Source organism: Pseudoduganella umbonata, assembly GCF_014192225.1.
GTDB classification, from domain to species: Bacteria; Pseudomonadota; Gammaproteobacteria; order Burkholderiales; family Burkholderiaceae_D; genus Rugamonas; species Rugamonas umbonata.
The window spans coordinates 124707-150340 of sequence record NZ_JACHXS010000001.1 but is presented as its reverse complement, the minus strand read 5'-3'; the positions used below and the strand labels follow the sequence as shown (position 1 = coordinate 150340).

The following is a 25634-nucleotide window of genomic DNA, read 5'->3' as shown; positions in this document are numbered from 1 at the left end:
CCACCGGTAAAACTGGTGCGGCTGGCAGGAATCGAACCCACGACCCCTTGGTTCGTAGCCAAGTACTCTATCCAGCTGAGCTACAGCCGCAAAACTCATTCAATGCATCTTCTTACTGCATTATAACAACCGGCGCAACGCCGAGCGCACGCCTGCTGTGTACTTCTTTACTGCTCCCGCCGACCTTCCGGCCATCGGTACGAAAATCTGGTGCGGCTGGCAGGAATCGAACCCACGACCCCTTGGTTCGTAGCCAAGTACTCTATCCAGCTGAGCTACAGCCGCAATCTACAGCGTTCGGCATTTTACACAACTCATTACGATTGGGAAAGCTTGATTTTTCGTACAGCTCAGTCCGGTATTACTTCACCTGATTACTTCGCCGTCTTTACTTCATCCTGCTGCCTGGCTTCCCGCAGCCGTAAAGGCCCTGTCTTCCGCCGCCCTCCGCAGCGTTCGTTGCGAAGGAGGCAGGATTATAGGTATAAGTTTTCCGTTTGTCCAGCGCCAGGAGGGTCCGCCATCGATGGCCGTTTGGTGTAGCATGCTTCCACCTATACACATGACAATGGAGACCCCTGCATGAGTGCTTGCCCCGCGAACAGCCTGTCCACGCTGGAGGTCGACTGGTCCCGCACCGATGTGGGCCACCCGGACAGCTGGCCGCTGACACTGCGCGTCGCGGCCGACCTCATGCTGAACTCGCCGCTGCCTACCCTGGTGATGTGGGGGCGCCGGCAAGTCATGCTGCTCAATGGCGCCTACACGGCCCTGTCCGGCCTGCCCACGCAACCGCCCGGCGGCCGCATCCCGGCAATGCAGCCTTCCGCCTGGAGCTGGAACCCGGCCGCGCTGGAACGGGCATGGAGCGGCGAATCGCTGGCCTTCCCCGGCCAGGCATTGCAGATGTGGCGCGCCGACGGTGTCAGCGAGCAGCGATTCGACCTGTACTACACGCCGCTGTGCGACGGCGACGGCGTCGTGCTCGGCATCCTGTGCACGCTGGCCCCGCCGAGCGCCGTGGCCGCGCCCGCCGCCGACAGCGCGCGCGCACTGAAGATGCTGGTGGTCGAGGACAATCTCGACGCGCAATACCTGGTCTGCGAAATGCTGCGCGCGATCGGCCACGACGTCGATGCGGTGGCCGACGGCGAACGTGCGCTGCAGTACCTGGACGCCCGTGCATACGACGTGCTGTTCACCGATGTCAGCCTGCCCGGCATTTCCGGTGTCGAGGTAGCCCGCCGCGCCGTGGCGCTCCGGCCCGGGCTGCGCGTGATCTTCGCGTCCGGCTACAGCGGCACGCTGACCCAGCAGCTCGACTTCCCCGCCGACGCGATCCAGAAACCTTACGATATCGAACAGTTGCAAGCGATCCTTGAGCGCATTCCACGCGGCTGACCGGCTGGCACCGATGGGCCAACGGTGCGGGCACATGCGCTGTCGCAGCGCTACAATCCGCTGCGGTGTCCGCACGGTAAGCCGGCTACAAACAACTGTCCTGAACCTCCACCAATGATTCCTTCCAACGGGGCTGCCCCTTCCGAAGCCGACCTGCGGCGCGCCATGCTGGAAGCGCAGGAAGAGTTGCGCCGCACGCGCGCGTGGACGGACGACGTGCTGGAGAGCATTGCCGACGGCCTGGCCATCATCGGCAGCGACTGGACGATCACGTATATCAACAGCCGCGCTGCCGTTTTGCTGGGCACCGCCGAGGCCGCCGCGGGCCGCAACCTGTGGCAGGCATTCCCGGGCCTGCCGGGCAGCGCGCTCGAAGCGCAGTTGCGCCAGGCGATGGCCGATCGCACGGCCGTCGTCAGCGAACTGTTCCACGCGCCCTGCCGCCGCTGGATCGAAGTGCGGGCCTGCCCGTCGCCGCAGGGCCTAACCTGCACGCTGTTCGATATCGACGGGCGCAAGCGCGGCGAACGGGCGCTGCGCGAAAGCAGCAACCGGCTCCAGGTGGCGATGGCGGCCGGCAGGCTGGGCGACTGGACGTGGGATGCCGCCACCGATCTCGTCACGCTGGGCCGCCGCGCCGCCGACATCCTCGAACTGCCGGATAGTTCGCCCATCTCGCGGCACGCACTGCAGGAGCGCATCGCCCCCGAGGACCGCGCGGCGGCGCGGCAGGCATTCATCGACGCCTTCACGGCGCAGCGCGACTTCGATATCGAATGCCGCATCGACGCCGGCAATGCCGCCGATGGTGGCAGCGGCACCGTGCGCTGGATCTCCGTCGTTGGCCACGGCAACTATGGCGATGGCGACCGCCTGCTCGGCATGACCGGCATGGTGCAGGACATCACGACGCGGCGCGCCACCGAGGAAGCGCTGAAGGACAGCGAAGCCCAGTTGCGTGCGCTGGCCGATTCGATCCCGCAGCTGGCATGGATCGCCCACCACGATGGCCGCATGACCTGGTACAACCGGCGCTGGTTCGAGTACACCGGCCTGACGAGCGACGCCCTGCGCGGCGACGCGTGGAGCGAGGTCTACGACCCCGAATGCATTCCGGCGATGACGCAGCACTGGAAGCGGGCGATCGAATCGGGCCGGCCATTCGAAATGGAATTTCCGATCCGCGGCGTGGACGGCCAGTACCGCTGGTTCCTGACCCGCGCCAATCCGGTGCGTGGCGCCGATGGCCGCACGCTGCGCTGGTTCGGCACCAGCACGGACGTCGACCAGGTCAAGCGCGCCCAGGAAGCGCTGCGCGACGAAACGGCCGTGCTGGAACTGTTGAACAGTACCGGCAACGCGCTGGCCCGGCACCGTGACCTGCAGCCGCTGCTGCAGGAAGTGACCGATGCGGCCACCCGGATCAGCGGCGCACGCTTTGGCGCCTTTTTCTACCATGGCTCGCGCAGCGCCACCGGCGACGATGCGGCAGGCAGCAGCCAGGGCAACCATGCGCTGACGCCGTTTACGCTGTCCGGCCAGGTACCGCCGCAGTTCGAGGCGCTGGCGCTGGCCGATGCCGCCGCGCTGTTCGGCGATACGCTGAGGGGCACCGGCATCACGCGCTGCAGCGACCTGCTGCGCCAGCCGGAATGCGCGCCGGTGCTGCCGGCCCAGCATGCAACGCTGCTGCGCAGCTACCTGGCCGCGCCCGTGATGTCGCGCGACGGCAGCGTCATCGGCACGCTGCTGTTCGGCCACCCGGAACCGGGCATGTTCAGCGACCGCACCGAGCGCATCATCGGCGGCATTGCCGCCCAGGCCGGCGTGGCGATCGACAATGCGCGCCTGAACGAAGCGGCGCGCCGTGCCGCCGAAGAGCGCATCGCTCTGCTCGACAGCGAACGCAATGCGCGCGCCGAAGCCGAGCGCACGAGCCAGATGAAGGATGAATTCCTGGCCACGCTGTCGCATGAACTGCGCACGCCGCTGACGGCGATCCTCGGCTGGTCGCAGGTCCTGCGGCGCGGCGGCCGCGGCGAGGCGGACCTGCAGAAGGGGCTGCAGACGATCGAGCGCAACGCCCGCGCCCAGGCCCAGCTGATCGAAGACTTGCTGGACATGAGCCGCATCATGTCCGGCAAGGTCCTGCTGGACATCGAAGCCATCGCGCCCGCCGCCGTGGCCGAGGCGGCGATCGAGACGGTCCGTCCGGCCGCGGCGGCCAGGAATATCCGCATCGAGCGCGACTTCCAGCCCTGCGGCCTGGTCGCGGCGGACCAGGGCCGCCTGCAGCAGGTGGTGTGGAACCTGCTCTCGAACGCGATCAAGTTCACGCCGCAGGACGGCTCGGTGCGCATCGGCGTGCGCGAGGCGGACGGCCAGGCCGAACTCGTGGTCGCCGATACCGGCATCGGCATCGGTGCCAGCTTCCTGGCCCACGTGTTCGAGCATTTCCGCCAGGCCGATGCCTCGTCGACGCGCCGTCACGGCGGGCTGGGGCTTGGCCTGTCGATCGTCAAGCACCTGGTCGAGCAGCACGGCGGCACCGTCACGGTCGACAGCGCCGGCGAAGGCCGCGGCGCCACGTTCACCGTGCGGCTGCCGCTGGCGGCACGCGTGCCCGGTGCCGAGCGCCCTGCCCGCCCGGCGCTGCCGGACGGCGAGCCGCGCGCAGCCGTCACGGACGACCTCCGCGACCTGGGCGGCCTGCGCGTGCTGATCGTCGACGACGAGCCGGACACGCGCGAGCTGATCAAGCGGGTATTGTCGGATTGCAATGCCGACGTCGTCACCGCCGACAGTGCGCCGGCCGCGCTGTCGCTGCTGCCGCGCTGGCTGCCCGACCTGCTGCTGTCCGACATCGGCATGCCCGAAATGGATGGCTTCGAATTGCTGGCCCGGGTGCGCGCGCTGGGGCCGGAAGCGGGCGGTAACGTCCCGGCGATTGCACTGACCGCCTTCGCCCGCTCGGAAGACCGGTTGCGCACGCTGGCGGCCGGCTTTACGGATCACATCGCCAAGCCGGTCGAGCCGCCCGAGCTGGTGGCCGCGGTGGCGTTGGCGGCAGCGCGAAGCCGCAGCATGCAATCGTGATCCATATACGTTTTTCGCATATACATCAACTACGTGTGTGTATGCCACACATTTGCTCAAGAAAATAGTCGATGCGTATTAATTAATTTATAATGCAAAAAAAAGTGTCCTACTGCATGACGCGGCAATGTCCTACAAGAAACATGTCTGCGGTTTGGTACACTGCGAAGCTTGAAAATTCTTCCTCAGGATAAGAATTTTCCTTGACGTGCGCCGCAGCAAATTCTTCGGCGCTACACTGAGTATTCCGCTTTGGCCACGAATTTGCCGAAGCCCAGTATTGCGAGACAACTATGCCCAGCCCGGATGAGATCCTGAATGCCAAGATACTGGTCGTAGACGACTGTGCGGATAACGTCGATCTGATGCTCGAGATCCTCCGCGAAGCCGGCTACGCCAACGTGACGGCCACCATGCTGCCCGACCAGGTCTGCGCCTTGCACCGGCAACATAATTACGATCTGATCCTGCTGGACCTGCAGATGCCGGGCCTGAATGGTTTCCAGGTCATGAAAGGCCTGAAGGAAATCGAACAGGAAGGCTATCTGCCCGTACTGGCGCTGACGGCCCAGCCGAGCTTCAAGATCGCCGCGCTGGAAGCGGGCGCCCGCGACTTCATCAGCAAACCGTTCGACCTGCTCGAAGTGCACAAGCGCATCCACAACATGCTGGAAGTGCGCCTGCTCTACAAGGAACTGGCGCAGTACAGCAAGCGGCAGCAGGAACTGGCGCTGCACGACCCGCTGACGGGCCTGCCGAACCGCCGCCTGCTCGAGGACCGTATCGAAACCACCGTCCAGCACGCGCTGCGCAATGGCCGCAAGGCCGCTGTGATGTACCTCGACCTCGACGGTTTCAAGCCCATCAACGATACCCACGGCCACGCCTATGGCGACGAGATCCTGAAACTGGCTGCCCAGCGGCTGGTCGGCTCGTCGCGCAAGGAAGATACGGTCGCGCGCGTGGGCGGCGACGAATTCGTCATCGTGCTGGGCGACGTGAACGGCCTGAACGACGCGCGCGAACCGGCATCGAAACTGATCGACGTGGTGTCCGAACCCTACGTCGTCAATGGCATCACACTGCGGCTGTCCACGTCGATCGGCATTGCGCTGTTCCCGGACGACGCCGGCTCCGTTGGCGACCTGATCCACGCGGCCGACAATGCCTTGTACGACGCAAAGCGCTCGGGCAAGAACCGCTTCTGCTCCGCGCCGGACAGTACGGCCCTGGCCGCTGCCGCCGCCGCAATGCCCCACCAGCTCAAGAGCGTGGCAACCACCATGTGATTGCTGGAGCGTGCGCATGGCGCGCGCAACGGCAAAAAAAGGCGGCAGGCACCATGCCGGCAGCTTGGGAATACCCACAGCCCGGGAATGGCGCCTGATGCCTTGTGCCTGATGCCTGATGCCCGATGCCTCGTGCCTGATGCCTGCTGCGATATCGGCATCGACACGTCGCCGTGCGTTGACCTCAGCACAGACACCCGCAATGATGATCGCAGTAATAGTCGCAGTAACAGTCGCAGTAACAAGCGCAGTGATGATCGCGGCGACGAGCCCGGCGATAACCGTAGTGACGAGCGCAGTGATGACCGCAATGACGGCCGCAGTGATAACCTACGATGAGAAGCCTCAGTGATCACCGCAGCGATCACCGAGGCAGGAAACGCTATCGTAGCGGCTGAGCCGGTCCACCAACTGCGGACCGGAGCGGCGGGCTTACTGGGCGGTTTCCTTTTCCTTGCCGGTGGCCGTGCATTCGTCGACCTTGTTGGCGTGCTGGTGGTCGGAGTGCGCGTCCACCTTGTCCGGCGACACCTCGATGCGCGTGATGCCGGCATCGACCGAAATCGGATCGCTGGCGGGGAAGGTCATTTCGACGGCGTCGTCCAGCAGCTCTTCCTTGGCTTTGTCGTGGGGCAGCATCTGCTCTTCCGCAGCCAGCGTGGCGATGGCCGAGGCCCACTTGATGAAGTTCAGGTTGGCCAGCTCGCGCACGGTGGTCACGCCGAATGCCTGCTGCAGGGCTTTGGCGCCCTCGTCACCGACACCGTTCAGCGCGCTGACCGGCGCATCGGCCAGGTCGCGGAAACATTTGCCCAGATAATCCTTACCTACGACGGTATCGATATTCATGTTTGCATCCTTTCGTTTTTTGATAGCTCGTTCAACGCTTTCACTATGGCATGGCGGCTTACCGATGTATGTGCGCAATCGAACAATTCGACCCTCCGTCCTGTTGCACGCAGGACTTTTGACAGCGCATAGGGCTGTTGATATCATCGATCAGATGTTTGTCTAACAGAATTATTTTCAGCAGTGCATCCCAACGATACGCACCCGTGGCCAAAGTAGACAAACCAAAAATTCTCGTCGTGAACGACGACGCCAACAGCCTGTTTGCACTGACGAGTTTGCTGGCGCAGTGGGCCGAGCAGGAGTCGTACGAGGTCATCGCCGCGCGCAGTGGCGAAGAAGCGTTGCGGCAGGTCCTGATGCACGACTTCGCCGTCATCCTGCTGGACGTGAACATGCCGGGCATGGACGGCTTCGAGACCGCCGAGGCGATCCACCAGCGGGCCCGTTCGGCCAACATCCCGATCATTTTCATCACCGCCTTTGTAGCGGACGAGCTCGATCGCCTGAAGGCTTACCAGCGGGGCGCGGCCGACTTCCTGTTCACACCGGTCATCCCGCAGATCCTGCACGCGAAGATTTCCGTGTTCGTGGCACTGGCGATGAAGAACGAGGAACTGAAGCGGCAGGCTCGCCAGCTGAACCAGCGCACCACGGATCTCATCAGCAGCAACCGGCGGTTGCTGCAGGAGATCGAGGAACGCAAGGTGGCGGAGCGGCAGAACCATGCCAAGGACGAGTTCCTGGCGATGCTGGGTCACGAGCTGCGCAATCCGCTGTCGGCGATCAGCAGCGCCGCTTCGCTGCTGGGGCTGCCGGCGGTGGGGGCCGATGCGACCATCCGCGCCAGGAAGATCATCCAGCGCCAGAGCCAGCACCTGGGCCGCATCGTCGACGACCTGCTCGACCTGTCGCGCGCAATGTCCGGCAAGATCCTGCTGAACCGCGCGCCGGTGGACATGGCCGCGCTGATCCGCAACTGCCTGGAAACCTATCGCACCACGGGGCGCACGGCCGACTACGAAGTCCATGTGGAACTGGAAACCGGCTGGGTCGACGGCGACGTGACACGGCTGGAACAGATCTTCTCGAACCTGCTCGACAATGCCCTCAAATACACGCCGCCCGGCGGCGCGATCGACGTGCTGCTCGAAGTGGACGAGGAAGACGTCATACTGACCGTGCACGATACCGGTGTCGGCATCAATGCCGACCTGCTGCCGCACGTGTTCGACGTGTTCGTGCAGGGCACGAGCACGCTTGACCGGGCCCAGGGTGGGCTCGGCATCGGCCTGGCGCTGGTGCGGCGCCTGGTCGAATTGCATGGCGGCGGCGTGGAAGCCGACAGCGCCGGCCCCGGCGAAGGCAGCACCTTCCTGATCCGCCTCCCGCGCACCGAACGAATCACTGAACCAACCTTGCAAATCATGGAAACAAACGAACAGGCCAAGCCCAATGTTTTGCTGATCGAAGATAACGACGACGGCCGCGAAATGATGGCGATGATGCTCTCCTGCTACGGCTACGAGGTGCGCCATGCCGCCGACGGACTCGAAGGTCTTGCCGTGGCGCGCGAATACCGTCCCGGCGTGGCACTGGTCGACATCGGCCTGCCAGGCATCGACGGCTACGAAGTGGCGCGCCGCCTGCGCGCCGACCCGGACATGCAGAACATCCGGCTCATCGCGCTGACCGGCTACGGCCTGGCCGAAGACCAGCGCCGCGTGCTGGAAGCGGGATTCGACATGCACCTGGTGAAACCGGTCGACATCGACAGCCTGATGAAGGCGATCGCCAGCCTGACAGCCGGCGCCGCCGCCGCGCCCGCGACGGCCACAGCAGCCACTACGGCCGCAGTGCGATCGTAGCGGGCGTTCCGGAGACCTGATCGCTGCGGCAATGCCTCGCGATCATGTCCCGGGCCGGCGCCCCGTCAGGCCGCCGGCTGGTTCGAATACAGCACCTTGCCCGGTACCGGCATCGGCGGGATTTCCTCGATCTCGTCCTTGCGGGCCTGGATCCGCTCGCCCAGCGCCACGAGGTCCAGCTTGCTGTCCTTCGCCGCTTCCTTAGCGGCAGGGAACATTTCCTCTTCCTCTTCCTTGACGTGGTGGTCGATATACTCGCCCAGCACCTTGACCTTGGCGTCGTACAGGTCGTCGTGCGGATCCATCGCATGGATCTGCGCGATCAGGTCCTTTGCCGAAGCATGCTCGACGGTTGCTTCGTCGACCAGGTCATCCGCGTCTTCCACGTCGGCGCGCACGGCCGGATAGAAAATCTCTTCCTCGGCGATCGCGTGCTTCGTCAGCTCCAGGCAGATCTTCTCGGCCAGTTTCTGCTTGCTGGCGAACGCGCGGTCGCCCAGCTCTTCATATTGCTTGAACATGGCCTTGACTTCGTCGTGGTCCTGCTTCAACAGGGCGACTGCATCACGCGGCTTGGCTGTGGCACTCATGGCTGCTCCTTGTAATGGTTTGACAACGTGAAGCCAGTTTGCCCTGTGCCGCGGCTGCTGACTGTGCGACAACACACGATAATGCCTGTGCGACATTTCCAGAAAACCTCAGGTATGATCCGGCTGTTAAAGCGGCCAATACCTATACCAATCATGCCCGACAAAATCACCCCTGGCGACGAGCGCGCCGCCGAACTGTCCGACCTGCTGGGCCACGTGGTCACCAACTGGGACAACGACCGCCGTGCCCTGGCGCGGCAGCTGCACGACAGCCTGGGCTCGTCGCTGACGGCGCTGACGATGCACCTCGGCCTGCTGACGGCCAAGCTGCAGCCGGACCAGCAGCCGCTGCGCGACCGCGCGGCCCAGATGAAGAACCTGCTGCACACGATCATCGAAAACAACCGGCAGATGCAGCACAAGCTGTGGAACGACAAGCTCGAGTTCCTCGGCATGAAGGTCGCGTTCGCCGAACTCGTCACGCAGTTTGCCCAGCAATATGCGCTGGTCGCCCGCTGCAGCCTGCCCGAGGAAGAACCGGTATGCCCGCGCGAGTACGGCGTGGTACTGCTGCGGGTGCTGGAACAGGGCCTGTCGAACGTCACGGCGCACTCCGGCGCGACGGAAGTCGACGTGATCGTCGACGACAACGAAGACGAGATCATGCTGACGGTCAGGGACAACGGCAAGGGCGGCGGCCGGGGCCTGGCCCCCGATGCGCCGGCCGGTACCGGCCAGTACGGCCTGCGCCTGCTGCGCGAACGGGCCCGCCTGCTCGGCGGCGTGCTGACGCTGGCAACCCACCCCGAAGGCGGCGCCGTCCTGACGGTCGTGCTGCCGAAGCCGCCCGCCGCCTGACCCGCGTCCGCGGCACTTTTCGTCCTTGGCCACTTCGCCCGAGCGGCCGGCGGCCGGCGGCGCAAGGCAGGCCAACACGCGGGCTTTGATTCGTACAGGTGTTTTTCCACGAGACGCCAAACGAATTTTTCACCCAAAAATCGCCCCTCCTGATATCAATCGTTCGTACAACTGTCATTACCCCGTCACAAACGACCGTTAGCATCGCGGCTTCCTACATCAGCCAATCATGGAAAAGGAAGTCATGAACCGTTTCACCATCGGCGCCGCCCTCGCCCTCTGCGCCAGCCCCGCGCTGGCTCTCAACATCGTGCTCGCCAACGACGATGGACTCACCAGCAACCTGAAAGCGCTCTACGATGAACTGAAGGCGGCCGGCCATTCCGTCATCGTGTCGGTGCCGTGCACCGGCCAGAGCGGCCGCAGCTCCGCCATCGTCATGTACAGCACGACCACCATCGTGGCCGACAACGACAAGACGCAGATCGAAGCCGAAGGCGGCTGCCATAACGGCGCCGCGCCGCTGGGCGCGCCGGCCGTGGGCCCGTTCACCAAAAATGGCTATACCAATGGCGACTACCACTACGTGCACGGCACCCCGGTGATGGCCCTGATGTACGGCCTCGACGTGCTGGCGCCGGCGCGCTGGGGCAAGGCGCCGGACCTGGTGCTGTCCGGCCCCAACGAGGGCCAGAATGTCGGCAAGGTGGTGATCAATTCCGGCACGATCGGCAATGTGCAGTTTGCCGCGGGCCGTGGCCTGCCGGCGATCGCGCTCAGCGCCGGCAGCAATACCGCCGATAACACCGGGCTTGCCAACCCCGCGTCGCGCGTCGTCGCCCAGCTGGCCACCAGGCTGCTCGCCACATTGCAGGCCAAGGCCGGCAGCGCCGCGCTGCTGCCCGCGGGCGTTGCGCTGAACGTCAACTTCCCGGACACGCCGACGGCCAGCACCGGCTGGGCGTTTGCACGGCAGGGAACCTACGACACGTACCAGCTGAAATTCAGCAAGGCCGCGCCATGGGGCCTGTCCGGTGCCGCCCCGGGCGCGCCGACGGCCGACCAGGCAGAGGACGAAGCGCTGGTCTACAAGAGCAGAATCGCCGTCACCGCGATGCAGGTGGGTTACGAGCAGCGTCCGGCCGGCCAGCAGTGGCTGCGCCTGCGCCTGCGCGACCTGTTCGCGCAATGAGGCGCGCCATGACTCGCCCACACACGAACCTGACGGCGCTGCTGCCGGCCCTGCTGTTGCCATTGCTGCTGGCCGCGTGCGGCAGCAACGACAACGACGACAACGGCAGTGGCAACGGCTCGCCCGCCATCACGGTCACCGAGCTGGCACCGGGCGCGTACGCCGTCGCCGCAGGCGACGCGGCCAACCCGTCCAGTGGCACGTACTACGCGGCAGCCGACGGCAGCCGCCTGCTCGTGCTCGACGACAGCGCCGGCCAGGCTGCCGCCATGTACCGGCGCGACGGCAACGGTGCCTGGCAAGCCGCACCCGGCGCCACCACGGCCACGTCGGTGGCTCTGCTGGGCAGCAATGCCGTCGCGGCGACGACGCTCGCCGTGGCGCCCTTCGCCGGCAACTATGCGGTGCGCCTGGCCGACCGGTCGGTCGCGCTGTTCTCGGTGAACGCCGCCGGCGACATCGTGGCCGGAAGCACCGGCTGCAGGCTGACCGGCAAGGTGGCGCCTGCGGCATTGCCCAACACGCTGAAGCTGGCGCTGGCCACGGCGGGCTGCGCCGACCTGCCGGCGCAGTCGGACGGCTATCTGGTAGCGGACGCCGACCACGCGCCTGCCGCCTTCCGCCTCGTCGTACCCGGCAAGGCGGCGCCGGTCGACCTGTGGGCGTTCCGGGAGTAAGGCGCGCCACCGTGGCCCAGGCGACCGGCCTGGCCGCGGCGTGAGGTCAGCCTGCGCCGCGCAGCCACCTGCCGGCGGCGGCGTAGGCCGTGGCGACCGCCTCTTCCGCATCGGCGCCGGGCGGCATCGTGTTCGTCAGGCCGGTAAGGCCCAGGGAAATCACCTGGGCGCACAGCGCGTCGATGCCGCGTGCCTCCGGCAGGTAGCGGGCAAACACGTTCACCAGGTTGCTGCCGCGCCAGGCCCGCATGTAGGCCGTCTGCCGCGCCAGTTCCGGCAGGCGTACCGCGGCAAGCGCCACGGCGAAGCTGGCCCGCGCCGGATCGAGCCCGTCCGCCTCGGCGCGCCGCCGCTGCAGCCCGGCCAGGCTGTCGGCCTCCACCGCGGCGCGGATATGGCCGGCGATGCACGCGAGGCCCGCGATCACCAGGTCGCGCTGCGTGGGGAACCGGTAGCTGAGAGTCGTGTGCGCGATACCGATATCGGCGGCAATGGCGCGGTGCGTCAGGCCATCGATGCCGCGCGCCGCCAGCCGCAGGCCGCAGGCCCGCGCCGCCTGTGCGGACCAGGCCGGCGCCCGCCCCTTGCTTGTTCCCGTCTCCGCTCCCGCCTCTGCCTCTGCGCCTGCTTCCGTGTCCGCTTCCTCGGCAGCGCCCATCCGTTCGCGCAGCAGTCCGAACAGGATGGAATCCGCCGCCTCCAGCCCCGCCACGGCGCCGGCAAACAGGCGCTGCACGCCGAGGCGGCGCAGCATCCGGTACGACGCATCACCTTCGAGCGCCAGGCCGTAGGCCAGTTCCGCGATCACGTAGCCGCTCCACCAGCCGCACGCCACCAGTGGCGGCGCCAGGGCGGCGCGGCCGGCAAAGTCATCCCAGAAAGCACGCCGCTGTCCCGCCCATCCGGCGAACGCCGGCCGCAGCGTCTCGTCCCACGTGCAGGCATGCAGGAATTCCAGGTACAGCGCCGACAGTGCACGCCCGCTCGTCGATTGTTCTTCCAGGATGGCCTCGGCCAGGCCGGCGGCGACGACCGGCGGCAGCGGCCCCAGCGCCGCCAGCGTTTCGCGCCAGCCATCGAGCAGCACCGCATCGTGCGCGGCGGCCGCGCCGCAGATGGCCGCCATGATGTCGGCACGTCCGCCGTAACGATTGGTCAGCACGGTGACGGAAACCCCCAGCGCCTGTGCCAGCGGGCGCAGCGTCAGCCCCGCCAGGCCGTCGGCAACCACGATGCGGAAGGCGGCGGCCAGCAAGGCTTCGCCCTGCGGCGCCCTCAATGCAGCTTGACCATCGGCGTGGTGCGCTTGATCAGGAAGCGCGCCAGCGCCAGCACGCCGGTGCGCAGCGTGCCCATGATCGCCTGGTGGTGCATCAGGTGCAGGCTGGTGTACATCATGCGTGCGAAAAAGCCTTCCACGAACCAGTTCCTGCCCTGCAGCGAGCCCATCAGGCTGCCGACCGAGTCGCGCTGGCCGAACGACACCAGCGAGCCGTAGTCGCGGTACTCGTAGGGCTTGCCCAGCGGCGGCTGGCCGCGCTCGCGCCGCAGCAGCGCCGCGAGCAGGTAGTCGGCCTGCTGGTGCGCGGCCTGCGCGCGCGGCGGCACCGGTTTGCCGTCGGCGCCGATGCACAGCGCACAGTCGCCCAGCGCATATATATCGGAAAAACCTTTGACGGCCAGTTCGCCGGTCACGTCGAGCTGGCCGCCCTTCACGGTCGGCAAGCCCAGGTTCTTCAGCAGATCCGGTGCCTTGATGCCGGCCGCCCAGACCACGATGTCGGACGGGTAGACGTCGCCCTTCAGCACCGTGACCTTGTCCGGGTCGATCTGCGTCACGCGCGTGTCCGTCAGCACGCGCACGCCCCGCTCGGCCAGCAGGCCCGCGGCGGCGGCCGATACCCGTTCCGGCAGCGGCGCCAGGATGCGCGGCGCCCCTTCGATGATCGTGATGCGCACGTCGCGCAGCGGCTTCAGGTCGCCGAAGCCATAGGCCGCGTACACGCCGCTGGCCTCGCGCAATTCGGCCGCCAGTTCGACGCCGGTGGCACCACCGCCGATGATGACGATATCCACGCCCTCCCCGGCCTTTTCCGTGGCCGCCTTGGCCAGCAGTTTCAGCAGCGTGAGGCGGAAGCGTTCCGCGTCCTCGGTGCCGTTCAGCGAAATCGTGTGCTCGGCAGCCCCTGGCACGCCGAAATAGTTCGACGTGCTGCCCACCGCCAGCACCAGCGTGCCATAGCCGATCGCGCGCGCCGGCAGCACGGTCTCGCCGGCCGCGGTCTCGATCGGCCCCACGGTGATCGTGCGCGCCTGCGCATCGAGCGCTTCCAGTGTGCCGTACACGAATGTAAAGCCGTTGTCGTGCGCCAGCATCTGGTACGACAGGCCTTCGGCGTGGATGTCCAGCGTGCCGGCCGCCACCTCGTGCAGCGACGGCTTCCAGATGTGGTACAACCGGCTGTCCACCAGCGCCACCTTGCCCGGCCCCAGCTTGCGGCCCAGTTTGCAGGCCAGCTCCAGGCCACCTGCCCCACCTCCGACGATCACGTATTTGCTCTGCAAATGGTTCTCCTTGAAATGAATGGCATGGGCCGGGCAAGTACGTCAGTCGCGGCCGTGCCCCTTGCCGTTTCCGTTTCCGTTTCCGTTGCCGTTGCCGTGGCCATGTCCCTTGCCGGGATGGCCGCGGTCATGGTCCTGGCGCTCATGGCGCTGATGGCTGTCGTTGCGATCGCGGCCGTCGTGGCGGTCCTGGCGGTCGCGGTGTTCCGCACGATAGCGCGGCGCGTAGTCGTTCAGATACCAGTCGTCGCGCACGAACAGCACGCGGCGGCCGCATGCGCGGTACTTGCTGCAATGCTTGCGCCAGTTCTTCGCATGGCCGGGCGGCACGCGCAGGTACAGCGGCTCGCGGATCACGCGGACGGGACGCTCGACGATGATCGGCTCGTCGTAAAGCAGGGGCGGCGGGGCGGCGTGGCCGATATCGATGCGGCCGTAGAAGCCGGGCTGGCCCACGGTGATCGATACCTGGGAAGAGGCGAAACCGCAGCAGGACAGCAGGCTGGCGGCGAGAAGTGACTTGGTCGTGTTAATCATGGATACGTTACCGGCAAGAGAAGCGCCGCAAGAGATTCGCGGCCGGGGCCATTCTACCCGGTGCGACCGGCAGCACTACGTTCGTCAGCATGCCGGATCACGCCGCGGCCGTCAGTGCGGCCTGCAACTGCCCGATGGCGCCCTGCGCCTGCGCGATCACCTTGTCGGCGATGCGCTTGCGTACGCCCTGGATGCGGGCGGCCGCCTCGGCTTCCAGCATCAGCGGTGTCAGCAGCGCGCTGGCCGATTCGTAGAACGCGCTGCCGATGCGATCAAGCTGCACGACGAAACCTTCTTCCGCCTCCTTCAGCCGCTGGCGCAACTGTCCCTCGAACACGCGGCGCTTGTCGCGGATCTCCTCGCGCTTGCGCTTGTTGGTATCGGTGGCCCACTTGAACGCGGATGCCAGCAGCACGGCACCGCCGACGAACGGCACTACCGGCGCCACCACCGGCACCACGACGGCCACGCCGAACAGGTACACCGCGGTGCTGGTGCCGGCGGCCGCCACCGCGCTGCCCATCAGCGTGAAATTGGCGGCCGTGTCGACGCCGTTGACCAGCCGCGTGCCGAGCCGCAGCCGCGGCATCAGCCGGGCCAGCGCCGCATGGTGCTGGCGCTTGAAGGCGTCCGCCTGGGTGATCCGCATGTCGGCCTGGAACAGTTTCAGGTCGTGGTGCAGCAGGTCCAGCGCTTCCTGCTTGCGCCGTGCGACCCGGTCGAGCCGGTGCTCCATCTCGCGGGCGAACTGGTCGCGCGCGATGCCGGACCAGACCTGTTCGTCCTTCCACGGCTCGCTGTCGAGCCGCTCGGCGATCGCCACCTCGATGGCGTTGCCGGCATCGTGCACGGCATCGTCGATGTCCTGCCACAGCATGCGGCGCTCGTAGGCGATGCGCGCATCGACCAGCGCCAGGCGCTGCAGCACCTGCTGGCGCAACTGCTCGGCGGTGGCCGACAGCGCCCCCGCTTCCGCATCGACCTGCTGGGCAGGTGCCGACTTCTCCTGGTACGCGGCGATGCCCTGCGCGATCGTGTCCACGGCGCCCTGCACCACGTCGCGCAGCTGCTCCTGCGTCATCAGGCCGCCATTGAAGCCGCGCGCATGGTTCAGCAGCTCGACCTGGCCGGTGCTGCGGCCGAAATCGGCCACCGCGTCGACCAGGCCCCTGCCCCTGACCAGCTTGCGCGCCTGGGTACCCAGGTTGTTCAGCAGCCGGCGCTCCTCTTCCGGCGGCAGGCCGTAATAATGGTCCGGCACGAGGCGGATACCGAGCGCGCGCGCCGCCTTCACGGCCAGCGGACGGGCGCGCCGGCCCTGCAGCGCCAGCAGCGGTTTCATCATCGCGAATGCCGCTTCCCGCGCGGAAGGCTCGACCGACCCGCTGCTGCGCGACAGCGCATTGACGGCCCAGTCGACCGTGACGCCGGACTCGATCGCATTCAGCACCAGTGCGGTGAACACGGCCGATGCCTTGCCTTCACCGGAAAGATCGGTCACCGCGGCGAACTGCGCCAGCGTCATCGCGCCTTCCTCGTCCACCGCCAGCGCGCCGAGCAGGCGCGCCAGCCCGGAGGCAAAGCTCTGGTCCGTGCACAAATGCTCGTCGAGGGTGCGCAATTTCAGCGTGTACGCCGGCGCGGCGGCCGTGACTTGCGACGTTGCAATGTGATTCACGGTACTCCCCTGGTGGTCTGCGATGCCTTTTCGGCATTTTAGCGGAAGCCAGCCGCGCCCGGCACGCTTGCGTCGCGTCAAACAGAAAGTTGAGTTTCCTCAGAACATTATCTGCGAAGGGCAAGATGGAAGCAGATTCGCCAGCGCGTCCACCGGCAGGCTGCCCGCGGGCGAGACCGGTCAGGCGGCGTCGGTGGCCAGCACCAGCGTTTCCTTGATCTCTTCCATCACCACATAGCTCTTCGACTGGGCGGCACCGGGCAAATTCAGCAGCATGTCGCCCAGCAGCTTGCGGTACTCGGCCATCTGGTGGATGCGCGCCTTGATCAGGTAGTCGAAATCGCCCGACACCAGATGGCACTCCTGCACCTCCGGAATGCGCAGCACTTCGCGCCGGAACTGCTCGAAGTGACTGGCCGATTTCTGGTTCAGCGTGATTTCCACGAACACCAGCAGCGTGGCGCCGATGGCGGCCGGATCGAGCCGGGCATGGTAGCCGGTGATGACGCCATCGCGCTCCATGCGCTTGACGCGCTCGATGGCGGGCGTGACCGACAGGCCCACCTGTTCCGACAGGTCCTTCATCGAAATACGGCCATCGTGTTGCAGGATCTGCAGGATCTTGCGGTCGAGCTTGTCCAGGGCACGCACGGACTGTATTTGGGTTCGCATTATTTTTTCCTGTTTTTGCCGGCATATACAGTAACAACCACTACGGAACAAAACTTACCATAGGCGAAACACCCAAGCAAATATCCATACCTATTTTTATATTCGAGGCAAGCATGCGCGTAGTCATTCTCGGTAGCGGCGTCATCGGCGTCACCACGGCGTATTACCTGGCGCAGGCCGGCCATTCCGTGACCGTGCTGGACCGCCAGCCCGGTCCCGCCCTGGAAACGAGCTTCGCCAACGCGGGGCAGATTTCGCCCGGCTATGCCTCGCCGTGGGCCGCCCCCGGCATTCCGCTGAAGGCCTTGAAATGGATGATGCAGCGCCATGCGCCGCTGTCGGTCTCGCCCGACGGTACGCTGTTCCAGCTGCAGTGGATGTGGCAGATGCTGAGGAACTGCAATGCCGACAGTTATGCCGTCAACAAGGAACGCATGGTGCGGCTGGCCGAATACAGCCGCGACTGTTTCAAGGCCCTTCGGAGCGCCACCGGCATCGCCTACGAAGGCCGCCAGCAGGGCACGACCCAGCTGTTCCGCACCCAGCGGCAGCTGGACGACGCGGCCAAGGATATCGCCGTGCTCGAAGAAACCGGCGTGCCCTACGAACTGCTGGATGCGCGCCAGCTGCTGTCGGCCGAGCCGGGCATCGCCAGCGAACGGCTGGTGGGCGGCCTGCGACTGCCGAACGACGAGACGGGCGACTGCCAGCTGTTCACCACGCGGCTGACCGACATGGCGCGCGAGCTGGGCGTGCAATTCCGCTATAACGTCGACATCGACGGCCTCGACGTGGCCGGCGGCGAAATCCGCGGGGTACGCTGCGGTACGGAAACAGTGACGGCCGATTCGTACGTGGTCGCGCTGGGCGCGTACTCGACGCCGCTGCTGCGCGGCATCCTCGACATTCCCGTCTATCCGCTGAAGGGTTACTCGATCACGGTACCGATCGTCGACGCGGAGCGGGCTCCTGCGTCGACCATCCTGGATGAAACCTACAAGATCGCCGTGACCCGTTTCGACGACCGGATCCGCGTCGGCGGCATGGCCGAGATCGCGGGCTACGACAAGCGCCTGAACCCGCGCCGCCGCGCCACGCTGGAGATGGTGGTGAACGACCTGTTCCCGGGCGCCGGCGACACGGCCCGCGCCTCGTTCTGGACCGGCCTGCGCCCGATGACGCCGGACGGCACGCCGGTGGTCGGCCGCACGCCCCTGCCGAACCTGTTCGTCAACACGGGCCATGGCACGCTGGGCTGGACCATGTCCTGCGGGTCGGCGCAACTGCTGGCCGACATCATGTCGGCCAGGCGCCCGGCGATCCGTGCCGGCGACCTGTCGGTGGAGCGCTACCAGCGCGCCGGCGGCATGCGCCAGCCGCAACTCGCCGGCGCATGAGCGGGATAGTGGGATATAAGCGGGCACATCAGCGGGCACATCAGCGGAATATACGCGGGAGATAGGCGGGCACATAAACGGGCACATACGCAAGCACATAAGCGAGCACATAAGCGAGCACATGAGCGGGCTTATAAGCGGGCATACAAGCGAACGGCGGGAACGCAACACTCCCGGGCTCGATTGTGCGGGATGTAGCGCGTGCGTATAATTCCGCCATGAACAAACTGGAAGCCTTCGGGCATATCGCCGCGCTGGCGATCCGGGGAGACCTGGTCTTCCCGACAAGCGTCAACGCAGCGTTGCGGGTGCAGCTGGCCCTCGATAACCCCGATACACCGATCGACGAGGCGATCCGCCTCGTCCTGGCCGAGCCGCAGCTGGCGGCTCGCACCGTTGCGCTCGCCAACTCGGCCATGTTCAACCGCTCCGGCAGTACCGTCACCAATGTGCGCGCGGCGATCACGCGCGTGGGTTACCACAACCTGTATGCGCTGGCCGCCGCGATGGTGGTGCGCCAGTTCGGCAGCAAGATCGTCGACCCCGGCGTGCGCGCCAAGGCCGAGCAGCTGTGGCAGCACTGCGTCTACGTGGCATGCCTGGCGCGCATCATCGCGCGCGACGTGACCGAGGTGAATGGCGATACCGCGCTGTTCGCCGGCATCGTGCACGAGGTGGGCGGCTTCTACCTGTTGTCGCGCGCCGACGAATTTCCCGGCCTGCTCGATCCGGATCCCGATAACTGGCAGCCTGCAAGCGAGGAAATCATCACGCGCGAGGTGATGACCAAGCTGGCCATCCCGGAAGAAGTGGCTGCCGCGATCGAAGGCCTGCGCGACGGCTTCCTCGGCGTGCCGCCGGAAAGCCTGCTCGACACGCTGCTGCTCGCGAACCACTTCGCTCCCGTCGACTCGCCGCTGGCGCAGCCGCGCGAAGACATGCCGCAGTCCGAATCCGTCGTCGATCTGTTCATCGACGAGGAAATGGCGGCCGGCATGCTGGACGAGGCCGAGCGCGACGCCACGGCGATGACCGCCGCGCTGCTGGTCTGACTGCCGCGTCCCGGCCAGCCGGCCGGCCTGGCCGCTTCCCTGTTTCAGCGTGCTGGTTCTCCAGCGTCCCTTATTCCAGCGTGGCAGCCGGCCCGAAGAACTCGTAGTACGTCTGGTGCTCCGGCACGCCCAGTTCGCGCAGCGAACGCTTCACCGCTTTCATGAACGGCTGCGGGCCGAGGAAATACGCGTCCACGTCGCGCGTCTCCGGCAGCCACGCCGCCAGCGTGGCGCTGTCGAGCAGGCCCACCGCGTCCGGCGCGGGGTGACTTGCATCCCGGTTGGCATCGTCGGCATACACGTAGCGGCGGCGCAGCTGCGGGTGGCGGCTGGCCAGCTCGTCGACGTGGGCGCGGAATGCATGCACGCCGCCGTGGCGCGCGGCATGGATGAAGTGCACCTCGCGCCCGCTTGCCAGTGCCGCCGGCAGCATCGCCAGCGTGGGCGTGATACCGACACCGCCGCTGATGAACACGACCGGCCGGCTGTCGTGCGGCGCCAGCGTGAACACGCCGGACGGCGGCAGCAGCTCGACCACGTGCCCTTCGCCCACCGCGTCGTGCAGGTGGTTCGACATGGCCCCGCCGGGCTCGCGCTTCACGCTGATCTGGTAAGTGCTGCCGTTCGGCGCGGCCGACAGCGAATAGTTGCGGCGCTGGTCGATGCCGCCGACCACCGCGCGCAGGCCGATGTACTGGCCCGGCTGGAAGTCCAGCACGGTGCCGCCATCCTCGGGGCGGAATACGAACGTGGTGATCTCGTCGCTTTCGCGCCGTTTTTCCGCCACCACGAAGCGGCGCAGGCCGTTCCAGCCGCCCGGCGCGGCCTTCATCGCCGCGTAGGTCTTGCCTTCCGCACCGATCAGGATGTCGGCCAGCTGGCCATACGCGGCGCCCCAGGCGTCGATCACGGCATCGGTCGCCACCTCGGCACCCAGCACCTCGCGGATCGCCTGCAGCAGGCTCACGCCCACCATCGGATAGTGCTCTGGCAGGATGTTCAACGCCACGTGCTTGGCCACGATCTGGCCCACCAGCGGGCCCAGCGCCTCGAGCCGGTCGATATTCTTGGCGTACATCAGCACCGCGTTCGCCAGCGCGCGCGGTTGCGCGCCGTCGGCCTGGTGCGCCTGGTTGAAGTAGGGCTTCACCTGCGGATAGTCGCGGAACAGGATCGGATAGAAATGGCGGGTCAGTGCCTCGCCGCCCTGTTCGAGGATGGGCACGGTGGCGGTAACGATGGCGCGGTGTTCGGCGGACAGCATGATGTTCTCCTTTGGCTTCGGTGTTCGTTTAAAGATGCATTCATTTTGCATCTTTAAACCCGGCCGCAGAACTGGACAAAATGTCCCAGCTGTCATGGAAGCAATGGATGTGCCGGTCAGGAACCCGGGCGGCGCTCCGGCAGGTGCAGCAGGATCGCCTGTTCCTGGCGGCGTGCGCCGGGCAGCAGGTCGGCCAGCGTGACGCCGTCCAGCACGCCCAGGAAGGCCTCGGTGGCTTCGCGCAGCTTGCCCTGCAGGCCGCAGGCGCCGGCAAACGCGCAGCCGCGCGCGTCCGGATCGAAGCATTCGGCCATGTGGAAGTCCGATTCGCTGGCGCGCACCACGGCGCCGATATTGATGTCGCCGGGTTCGCCCTTCAGCCGCAGGCCGCCGTTGCGGCCGCGCACCGTCTCGACCAGGCCGGACATGCCGAGCTGGTGGATGACCTTGGTGAGGTGGTTCTTTGAAATGCCGTGCAGGTCCGCGATATCCTGGATCGTGGCCAGGCGGTCGCGATGCATGCCCAGGTACATCAGGGAACGCAGCGTGTAGTCGGTGAAGGTGGTGAGTCTCATGGCGAATGGAAGCGGACGCGGGGCGAACGCTGGGGAGAACGGCAGCGCCAATTATAGCCCCCGCGCGGCAACGATGCCGCGGGGCGGCCCGCTGCCTGCCCCTGTACCTGCCCCTGTACCTGCCCCTGCGCCTGTACCTGCTCAGTACCAGCTCATTGCCTGCTCAATGCTTGCTCCGGCCTCCGCCTTCGTGCTTGCGCTCGTATTCGTCGCGCACGTAGCGTGCGATGAACGTCGACAGTCCCCTGCCCGCCTCGGCCAGCGCCTTCATCGTTTCCACGCGGGCCCGGCCGGTAGCGCGGTACGTGTAGTCGTACACGTCGCCTCCGGCGAATTTCACGGCGATCGCTTCCGGCAGGATGTCGTAGGCAACCACGCCGGAATGGCCTTCGAGATTGCGATAGCGTTTCATGGCGCCAGTATAGTGGCCTGGCGCGCGCCCGCGCGCACGGCTGCGGCGCGGCTGCCGGCCTATTTCACGACCTCCGGCCGCATCATCGACAGCAGCTGCACCAGCTTCGCGGTATCCATCGGCTTGACGAAATACTGGTCGAAACCGGCGGCGATCGATTTTTCCTGGTCTTCCTTGCGGCCGTAGCCGGTCACCGCCACCAGCTGCGCGCCGCTCGTCTGCGGCAGCGCCCGCAGCTGCCGCGCCAGCTGGTTGCCGTCGATGTCGGGCAGGCCGATGTCGAGGAAGCACAGCTCCGGCGCGTGGCGGCGCGCCAGTTCCAGCGCCTCGCCGGCGCGGTGCGCCACCTGCACCGCATGGCCGGCCGCCTCGAGGAACAGTGCCAGGGTCTGCGCCGCATCGACGTTGTCGTCGACGACCAGGCAGCGCAGTGCGCCGGGCCGGGCCGCCTTGCTGCCGGCGGCGGGCATGCCGGCCGCGTCCGGCAGCGCCGGCGCTTCCACGTACGGCAGCTCCACGGTGAATGTACTGCCCTGCTGCGGCCCCGCGCTGGCGGCGCGCACGGTACCGCCGTGCAGCGTCACCAGCGTGCGCGCCAGCGCCAGCCCGAGGCCCAGCCCGCCCTGCGAGCGGTCGGACGTGCGCTCGGCCTGCGTGAACAGCTCGAACACGCGCGCCACCAGTTCCGGCGCCATGCCGATGCCGTCGTCCGCCACCTCCACCCGCACGAGCGCGCCGTCGCGCTGCAGTTTTACGCGGATGTGACCGTATTCCTGCGTGTACTTGGCCGCGTTGTTGAGCAGGTTGACGATCACCTGCACCATGCGCTTGTGGTCGGCGTTGATCCCGATCGGCACATGCGGAATGTCCAGTTCCAGCTGCTGGCGCTTCGACTTGAACAGCGGGTAGGCCTGCTCCACCGCGTCCTCCACCACGGTGCGCAGGTCCAGCGGCTGCCGGTTCAGCTTGACCAGCCCGCGGGTGACGCGCGAGACGTCCAGCAGGTCGTCGATCAGCCGCGTCATGTGCTCGACCTGGCGCGCGATGATGTCGGCCGTGCGGGCGACCGCCGGATTGTCCGCGTGCGCCATCTTCAGCACCTGGGCACCGGAGCTGATCGGCGCCAGCGGGTTGCGCAGCTCATGGGCCAGCATCGCCAGGAATTCGTCCTTGCGCCGGTCCGCCGCCTGCAGCGAAGCGGACGCCACGTCGCGTTCCTGTTCCTTCTTCTGCAGCGCCTGCGCCATCTCGTCCAGCGAGCGCGCCAGCGCGCCGATTTCCTCGTCCTCGTAGCGCAGCCCGGTGCGCGTGTCGAGCGAGCCGCCGGCGATGCGGTTGGCGGTGCGCGCCAGGGCCTGCACGCGCCGCACGATCAGCATGTCGCCACCGAACCATGCCGCCAGCAGGGCCAGCGTGACCGTCGCGACCAAGCCCACGACGGCGATCAGTTGGTCGCGCGTGGCGTTCGCGACGATTTCGTCGTAGGGCATGCCGATGATCACCGTGTAGTCGGAAATGTCGGGCTTGCCCACGCGCGCGAACGCATACAGGCGCTCGACGCCGTCGGTATCGGTCAGCAGCACCGGCACTTCCGGCCGCGCCGCCACCGCCTGCCGCAGGTGCGGCGCGATCGGCTTGCCGAACCAGCTGGCTGGATCGGGCCGGCGCGAAATGGCCGTGCCCTGGCCATCGACCGTCCACAGCACGGAGCCGGGCGACAGGTGCACGTCGAGCACGAACTTGTCCAGTTCCGCCAGGTCCATCGCGGCGAACAGCACCGCACGGACTTCGCCGTTCTTGATCACCGGGAAGGTCAGGTTGATCGTGTGCTTGCCGATCACGCGGCCGAACACGTAGTTGCTGGCGATGAAGCGGCGCTCCGCGATCGCCCGCCGGAAATGCGCGCGGTCGCTCAGGTTGACGAGCCGCGTCGCGGCCACCGCGCTGCAGGTGACGTCGCCGTTCAGCTGGATCAGGCCGAAATTGACGTAATCGGTGTTCTTCGACAGGATGTCCGACAGCAGCACGCTGCAGTCGTCCTGGTTGTCCAGCAGGTCCGGGATGCTGGACAGGTCGCGCAGGATCTGCCGCGCGCCCTCCAGCGACTGCGCCTCGTTGGCCGCGGCCAGGTTGGCCAGCCGCTGCAGGTTCTCGCGCGCCACGTCGATCGCATGCTCGCGCTCGCGCACGCCGGTCAGCACCGTCATCGCCGCCATCGGCGTGATCGCCAGCGCGACCAGCAGGATCAACCGCGCACGCAGGCTGTTCAGGCGTGGCACGAAGCTGCCCTCAGCCCGCGGCGCCGGCGGCCGCCAGCCGGTCGCCCAGCGCGATGATGGCGGCCACGCCGCGCCGCAGCGTGGCTTCGTCGTCGGCGATGTAGCCGATGCGGATGAAGCCGGGGCAGCCGAGCGCCTCGCCCGGCATCACCGCCACGCGGTATTCATCGATCAGCCGCTCGGCAAAGGCCACCGTGTCGACCGTCAACGCCGACACGTCGCCCCACAGGTAGGGGCCGGAAGCCGGCGCCGCCATGGCGATCCATGGCACCGGCGCGAACAGCGCCACCACCAGGTCGCGCCGCGCGCGGTAGTCGGCCAGCAGGTCGGGCACCGCGCCGATCGCGAACGCCGCCGCGGCCGCGACCTGGGTCAGCGCCGGTACCGCGGCCGTGATCGGTCCCTGCAACGCCTCCATCGCCTTGATCCATGGCGCCGGGGCGCAGGCGAAACCGGCGCGCCAGCCCATCATCGCGTAACTCTGCGAGGCCGAGAAGATCGTCGCGATGCCCAGCGCTTCCCAGTCCGGGCATGCCGCCAGGCTGCAGTGCTCGCCATCGAAAATCAGCTTTTCGTAACTCTCGTCGACGATGCACGCGCTGCCGCGCGCACGCAGCCAGGTGCGGATGGCCGCCAGTTCGGCCGCGGTGTACACCTTGCCGGAGGGGTTGTGCGGATTGTTGAGCATCAGCAGCTTCGCGGGCGGCAACGCAGCGAGGAACGCTTCGTCGACCACCTCCGGCTGGTCCGCCAGCACGATGTGCAGTCCCAGCAACTGCGCGGTGGCCACATAGGCGGGCCAGTGCGGCCGCAGCACGATCACGGTATCGCCCGGATCGGTCATCACGTACAGCGCCTGGTACAGCGCCTGCTTGGCGCCGTTGGTGACGATCACGTGCCGCCCGGCGGCACCGATGCGGTTTTCATCGCGCAGCTTGGCGGCCAGCCTGTCGCGCAGCACCGGCAGGCCGCCGACGGCGGTATAGGGCAGCAGCGGTTCGTCGAGCGCGGCACGCACCGCGGCGCGCACCGGCGCCGGTGCCGGGAAGTGCGAGATCGCGATCGAAAAGTCGATCACCTCGACACCCTGCAGCTTCAGCAGGTCGACGCGCTCGTGCATCGCGGCGGTGGCCAGCGGCCGGGCCGCGGCGATCCGCTTCGACACGCCGCGCGTGGCCGGCGGCTCGAGAAAATTCTGCTGCTGAAAATTCATCTTCCCTATCTTTCTTATAGTTGAAGGCCGCTCCTACGGCCCGCATATTTTAACAAGATGCAATTTTTATCGTATCACCCTTTCGTATTGTGCGGGCAGTGGCGGCTACAATGCAGCCGCCGGATGCACGAGCGCAGGGACCGCAAGGCACCGCGCGGACGCTCGATGCA

General features: G+C 66.8%; 21 protein-coding genes and 2 tRNA genes. 9 read left to right on the top strand and 14 right to left on the bottom strand.

The genetic code is table 11. The features are described from left to right. Window positions 1–13: 13 nt before the first annotated feature. Together FHS02_RS00620 and FHS02_RS00615 are read right to left on the bottom strand one after the other, a co-directional pair. Window positions 14–90, bottom strand: a tRNA-Arg gene (locus tag FHS02_RS00620). A gap of 118 nt (window positions 91–208) precedes the next feature. Continuing rightward, window positions 209–285 (bottom strand) — tRNA-Arg (locus FHS02_RS00615). A gap of 297 nt (window positions 286–582) precedes the next feature. Between FHS02_RS00615 and FHS02_RS00610 the strand changes: the two genes are divergently transcribed. The 3 genes from FHS02_RS00610 to FHS02_RS00600 all read left to right on the top strand — a co-directional run bounded on the left by FHS02_RS00610 (window position 583) and on the right by FHS02_RS00600 (window position 5786). Then, window positions 583–1401, top strand: a complete 819-nt coding sequence (locus FHS02_RS00610; RefSeq protein WP_137312324.1) for a response regulator — start codon at window positions 583–585, stop codon at window positions 1399–1401. A 114-nt stretch (window positions 1402–1515) separates the two neighbouring features. After that, the gene (locus FHS02_RS00605) at window positions 1516–4497 is read left to right on the top strand and encodes a hybrid sensor histidine kinase/response regulator (protein WP_229422487.1); all 2982 of its coding nucleotides are present in this window, start codon (window positions 1516–1518) and stop codon (window positions 4495–4497) included. A gap of 293 nt (window positions 4498–4790) precedes the next feature. After that, window positions 4791–5786: a diguanylate cyclase domain-containing protein gene (locus FHS02_RS00600; protein WP_137312323.1), complete on the top strand. Its 996-nt coding sequence runs from the start codon at window positions 4791–4793 to the stop codon at window positions 5784–5786. Window positions 5787–6218: 432 nt separating this feature from the next. Here FHS02_RS00600 and FHS02_RS00595 read toward each other — a convergent pair whose 3' ends face one another. Next, on the bottom strand, window positions 6219–6635 hold the full coding sequence (locus FHS02_RS00595) for a hypothetical protein (protein ID WP_137312322.1): 417 nt from the start codon (window positions 6633–6635) through the stop codon (window positions 6219–6221). Between the two features lie 206 nt (window positions 6636–6841). On the opposite strand from FHS02_RS00595, the gene FHS02_RS00590 reads away from it, so the two are divergent. Then, window positions 6842–8503, top strand: a complete 1662-nt coding sequence (locus tag FHS02_RS00590) for a response regulator (protein ID WP_137312321.1) — start codon at window positions 6842–6844, stop codon at window positions 8501–8503. Window positions 8504–8568: 65 nt separating this feature from the next. Here FHS02_RS00590 and FHS02_RS00585 read toward each other — a convergent pair whose 3' ends face one another. Next, entirely contained in the window at window positions 8569–9093 is a 525-nt protein-coding gene (locus FHS02_RS00585) for a hemerythrin domain-containing protein (RefSeq protein ID WP_137312320.1), read from the bottom strand. A gap of 153 nt (window positions 9094–9246) precedes the next feature. Between FHS02_RS00585 and FHS02_RS00580 the strand changes: the two genes are divergently transcribed. The 3 genes from FHS02_RS00580 (at window position 9247) to FHS02_RS00570 (ending at window position 11820) form a co-directional block, all read left to right on the top strand. Further along, complete coding sequence (locus FHS02_RS00580) at window positions 9247–9951, top strand: sensor histidine kinase (protein WP_137312319.1); 705 nt, start codon at window positions 9247–9249, stop codon at window positions 9949–9951. 244 nt (window positions 9952–10195) lie between these two features. Further along, on the top strand, window positions 10196–11143 hold the full coding sequence (surE, locus tag FHS02_RS00575; RefSeq protein ID WP_217496886.1) for a 5'/3'-nucleotidase SurE: 948 nt from the start codon (window positions 10196–10198) through the stop codon (window positions 11141–11143). An 8-nt stretch (window positions 11144–11151) separates the two neighbouring features. Further along, window positions 11152–11820 carry a hypothetical protein gene (locus FHS02_RS00570; RefSeq protein ID WP_137312317.1) on the top strand — a complete coding sequence of 223 codons (669 nt, stop codon included), beginning with the start codon at window positions 11152–11154 and terminating at the stop codon, window positions 11818–11820. A 46-nt stretch (window positions 11821–11866) separates the two neighbouring features. Here FHS02_RS00570 and FHS02_RS00565 read toward each other — a convergent pair whose 3' ends face one another. The 5 genes from FHS02_RS00565 to FHS02_RS00545 all read right to left on the bottom strand — a co-directional run bounded on the left by FHS02_RS00565 (window position 11867) and on the right by FHS02_RS00545 (window position 17272). Continuing rightward, a complete protein-coding gene (locus FHS02_RS00565; RefSeq protein WP_137312316.1) occupies window positions 11867–13099 on the bottom strand; it encodes a TetR/AcrR family transcriptional regulator in 1233 nt (410 codons plus the stop codon). Further along, on the bottom strand, window positions 13096–14385 hold the full coding sequence (locus FHS02_RS00560; protein ID WP_137312315.1) for an NAD(P)/FAD-dependent oxidoreductase: 1290 nt from the start codon (window positions 14383–14385) through the stop codon (window positions 13096–13098). The genes FHS02_RS00565 and FHS02_RS00560 overlap by 4 nt, the downstream gene beginning before the upstream one ends. A gap of 42 nt (window positions 14386–14427) precedes the next feature. Beyond that, the gene (locus FHS02_RS00555) at window positions 14428–14922 is read right to left on the bottom strand and encodes a hypothetical protein (protein WP_137312314.1); all 495 of its coding nucleotides are present in this window, start codon (window positions 14920–14922) and stop codon (window positions 14428–14430) included. A gap of 97 nt (window positions 14923–15019) precedes the next feature. After that, window positions 15020–16600: a hypothetical protein gene (locus FHS02_RS00550; protein ID WP_229422486.1), complete on the bottom strand. Its 1581-nt coding sequence runs from the start codon at window positions 16598–16600 to the stop codon at window positions 15020–15022. Between the two features lie 180 nt (window positions 16601–16780). Then, entirely contained in the window at window positions 16781–17272 is a 492-nt protein-coding gene (locus FHS02_RS00545) for an Lrp/AsnC ligand binding domain-containing protein (RefSeq protein ID WP_137312313.1), read from the bottom strand. 113 nt (window positions 17273–17385) lie between these two features. On the opposite strand from FHS02_RS00545, the gene FHS02_RS00540 reads away from it, so the two are divergent. Both FHS02_RS00540 and FHS02_RS00535 read left to right on the top strand, forming a co-directional pair. Beyond that, window positions 17386–18669, top strand: coding sequence for a D-amino acid dehydrogenase (locus tag FHS02_RS00540; protein WP_137312312.1), 1284 nt, complete (start codon window positions 17386–17388; stop codon window positions 18667–18669). Between the two features lie 218 nt (window positions 18670–18887). Then, the gene (locus FHS02_RS00535) at window positions 18888–19721 is read left to right on the top strand and encodes an HDOD domain-containing protein (protein ID WP_137312311.1); all 834 of its coding nucleotides are present in this window, start codon (window positions 18888–18890) and stop codon (window positions 19719–19721) included. Between the two features lie 70 nt (window positions 19722–19791). Here the strand turns inward: FHS02_RS00535 and hmpA are convergent, their stop codons facing one another. The 5 genes from hmpA to FHS02_RS00510 all read right to left on the bottom strand — a co-directional run bounded on the left by hmpA (window position 19792) and on the right by FHS02_RS00510 (window position 25464). Further along, window positions 19792–20985, bottom strand: coding sequence for an NO-inducible flavohemoprotein (hmpA, locus tag FHS02_RS00530; RefSeq protein WP_137312310.1), 1194 nt, complete (start codon window positions 20983–20985; stop codon window positions 19792–19794). Window positions 20986–21101: 116 nt separating this feature from the next. Beyond that, window positions 21102–21560 carry an RrF2 family transcriptional regulator gene (locus FHS02_RS00525; protein WP_137312309.1) on the bottom strand — a complete coding sequence of 153 codons (459 nt, stop codon included), beginning with the start codon at window positions 21558–21560 and terminating at the stop codon, window positions 21102–21104. A gap of 163 nt (window positions 21561–21723) precedes the next feature. Next, on the bottom strand, window positions 21724–21972 hold the full coding sequence (locus FHS02_RS00520) for a hypothetical protein (RefSeq protein ID WP_137312308.1): 249 nt from the start codon (window positions 21970–21972) through the stop codon (window positions 21724–21726). Window positions 21973–22031: 59 nt separating this feature from the next. Beyond that, complete coding sequence (locus FHS02_RS00515) at window positions 22032–24251, bottom strand: hybrid sensor histidine kinase/response regulator (RefSeq protein ID WP_229422485.1); 2220 nt, start codon at window positions 24249–24251, stop codon at window positions 22032–22034. Between the two features lie 10 nt (window positions 24252–24261). Further along, window positions 24262–25464, bottom strand: coding sequence for a pyridoxal phosphate-dependent aminotransferase (locus tag FHS02_RS00510; RefSeq protein ID WP_229422484.1), 1203 nt, complete (start codon window positions 25462–25464; stop codon window positions 24262–24264). Between the last annotated feature and the right edge of the window lie 170 nt (window positions 25465–25634).

Excerpts from the sequence above, each read along its gene's own strand:
- FHS02_RS00580 (WP_137312319.1), top strand. The coding sequence starts at position 9,247 with ATGCCCGACAAAATCACCCCTGGCGACGAGCGCGCCGCCGAACTGTCC.
- surE (WP_217496886.1), top strand. The coding sequence starts at position 10,196 with ATGAACCGTTTCACCATCGGCGCCGCCCTCGCCCTCTGCGCCAGCCCC.
- FHS02_RS00545 (WP_137312313.1), bottom strand. The coding sequence starts at position 17,272 with ATGCGAACCCAAATACAGTCCGTGCGTGCCCTGGACAAGCTCGACCGC.
- FHS02_RS00595 (WP_137312322.1), bottom strand. The coding sequence starts at position 6,635 with ATGAATATCGATACCGTCGTAGGTAAGGATTATCTGGGCAAATGTTTC.
- FHS02_RS00605 (WP_229422487.1), top strand. The coding sequence starts at position 1,516 with ATGATTCCTTCCAACGGGGCTGCCCCTTCCGAAGCCGACCTGCGGCGC.
- hmpA (WP_137312310.1), bottom strand. The coding sequence starts at position 20,985 with ATGCTGTCCGCCGAACACCGCGCCATCGTTACCGCCACCGTGCCCATC.
- FHS02_RS00610 (WP_137312324.1), top strand. The coding sequence starts at position 583 with ATGAGTGCTTGCCCCGCGAACAGCCTGTCCACGCTGGAGGTCGACTGG.
- FHS02_RS00570 (WP_137312317.1), top strand. The coding sequence starts at position 11,152 with ATGACTCGCCCACACACGAACCTGACGGCGCTGCTGCCGGCCCTGCTG.
- FHS02_RS00540 (WP_137312312.1), top strand. The coding sequence starts at position 17,386 with ATGCGCGTAGTCATTCTCGGTAGCGGCGTCATCGGCGTCACCACGGCG.
- FHS02_RS00555 (WP_137312314.1), bottom strand. The coding sequence starts at position 14,922 with ATGATTAACACGACCAAGTCACTTCTCGCCGCCAGCCTGCTGTCCTGC.
- FHS02_RS00535 (WP_137312311.1), top strand. The coding sequence starts at position 18,888 with ATGAACAAACTGGAAGCCTTCGGGCATATCGCCGCGCTGGCGATCCGG.
- FHS02_RS00600 (WP_137312323.1), top strand. The coding sequence starts at position 4,791 with ATGCCCAGCCCGGATGAGATCCTGAATGCCAAGATACTGGTCGTAGAC.
- FHS02_RS00525 (WP_137312309.1), bottom strand. The coding sequence starts at position 21,560 with ATGAGACTCACCACCTTCACCGACTACACGCTGCGTTCCCTGATGTAC.
- FHS02_RS00510 (WP_229422484.1), bottom strand. The coding sequence starts at position 25,464 with ATGAATTTTCAGCAGCAGAATTTTCTCGAGCCGCCGGCCACGCGCGGC.
- FHS02_RS00520 (WP_137312308.1), bottom strand. The coding sequence starts at position 21,972 with ATGAAACGCTATCGCAATCTCGAAGGCCATTCCGGCGTGGTTGCCTAC.
- FHS02_RS00585 (WP_137312320.1), bottom strand. The coding sequence starts at position 9,093 with ATGAGTGCCACAGCCAAGCCGCGTGATGCAGTCGCCCTGTTGAAGCAG.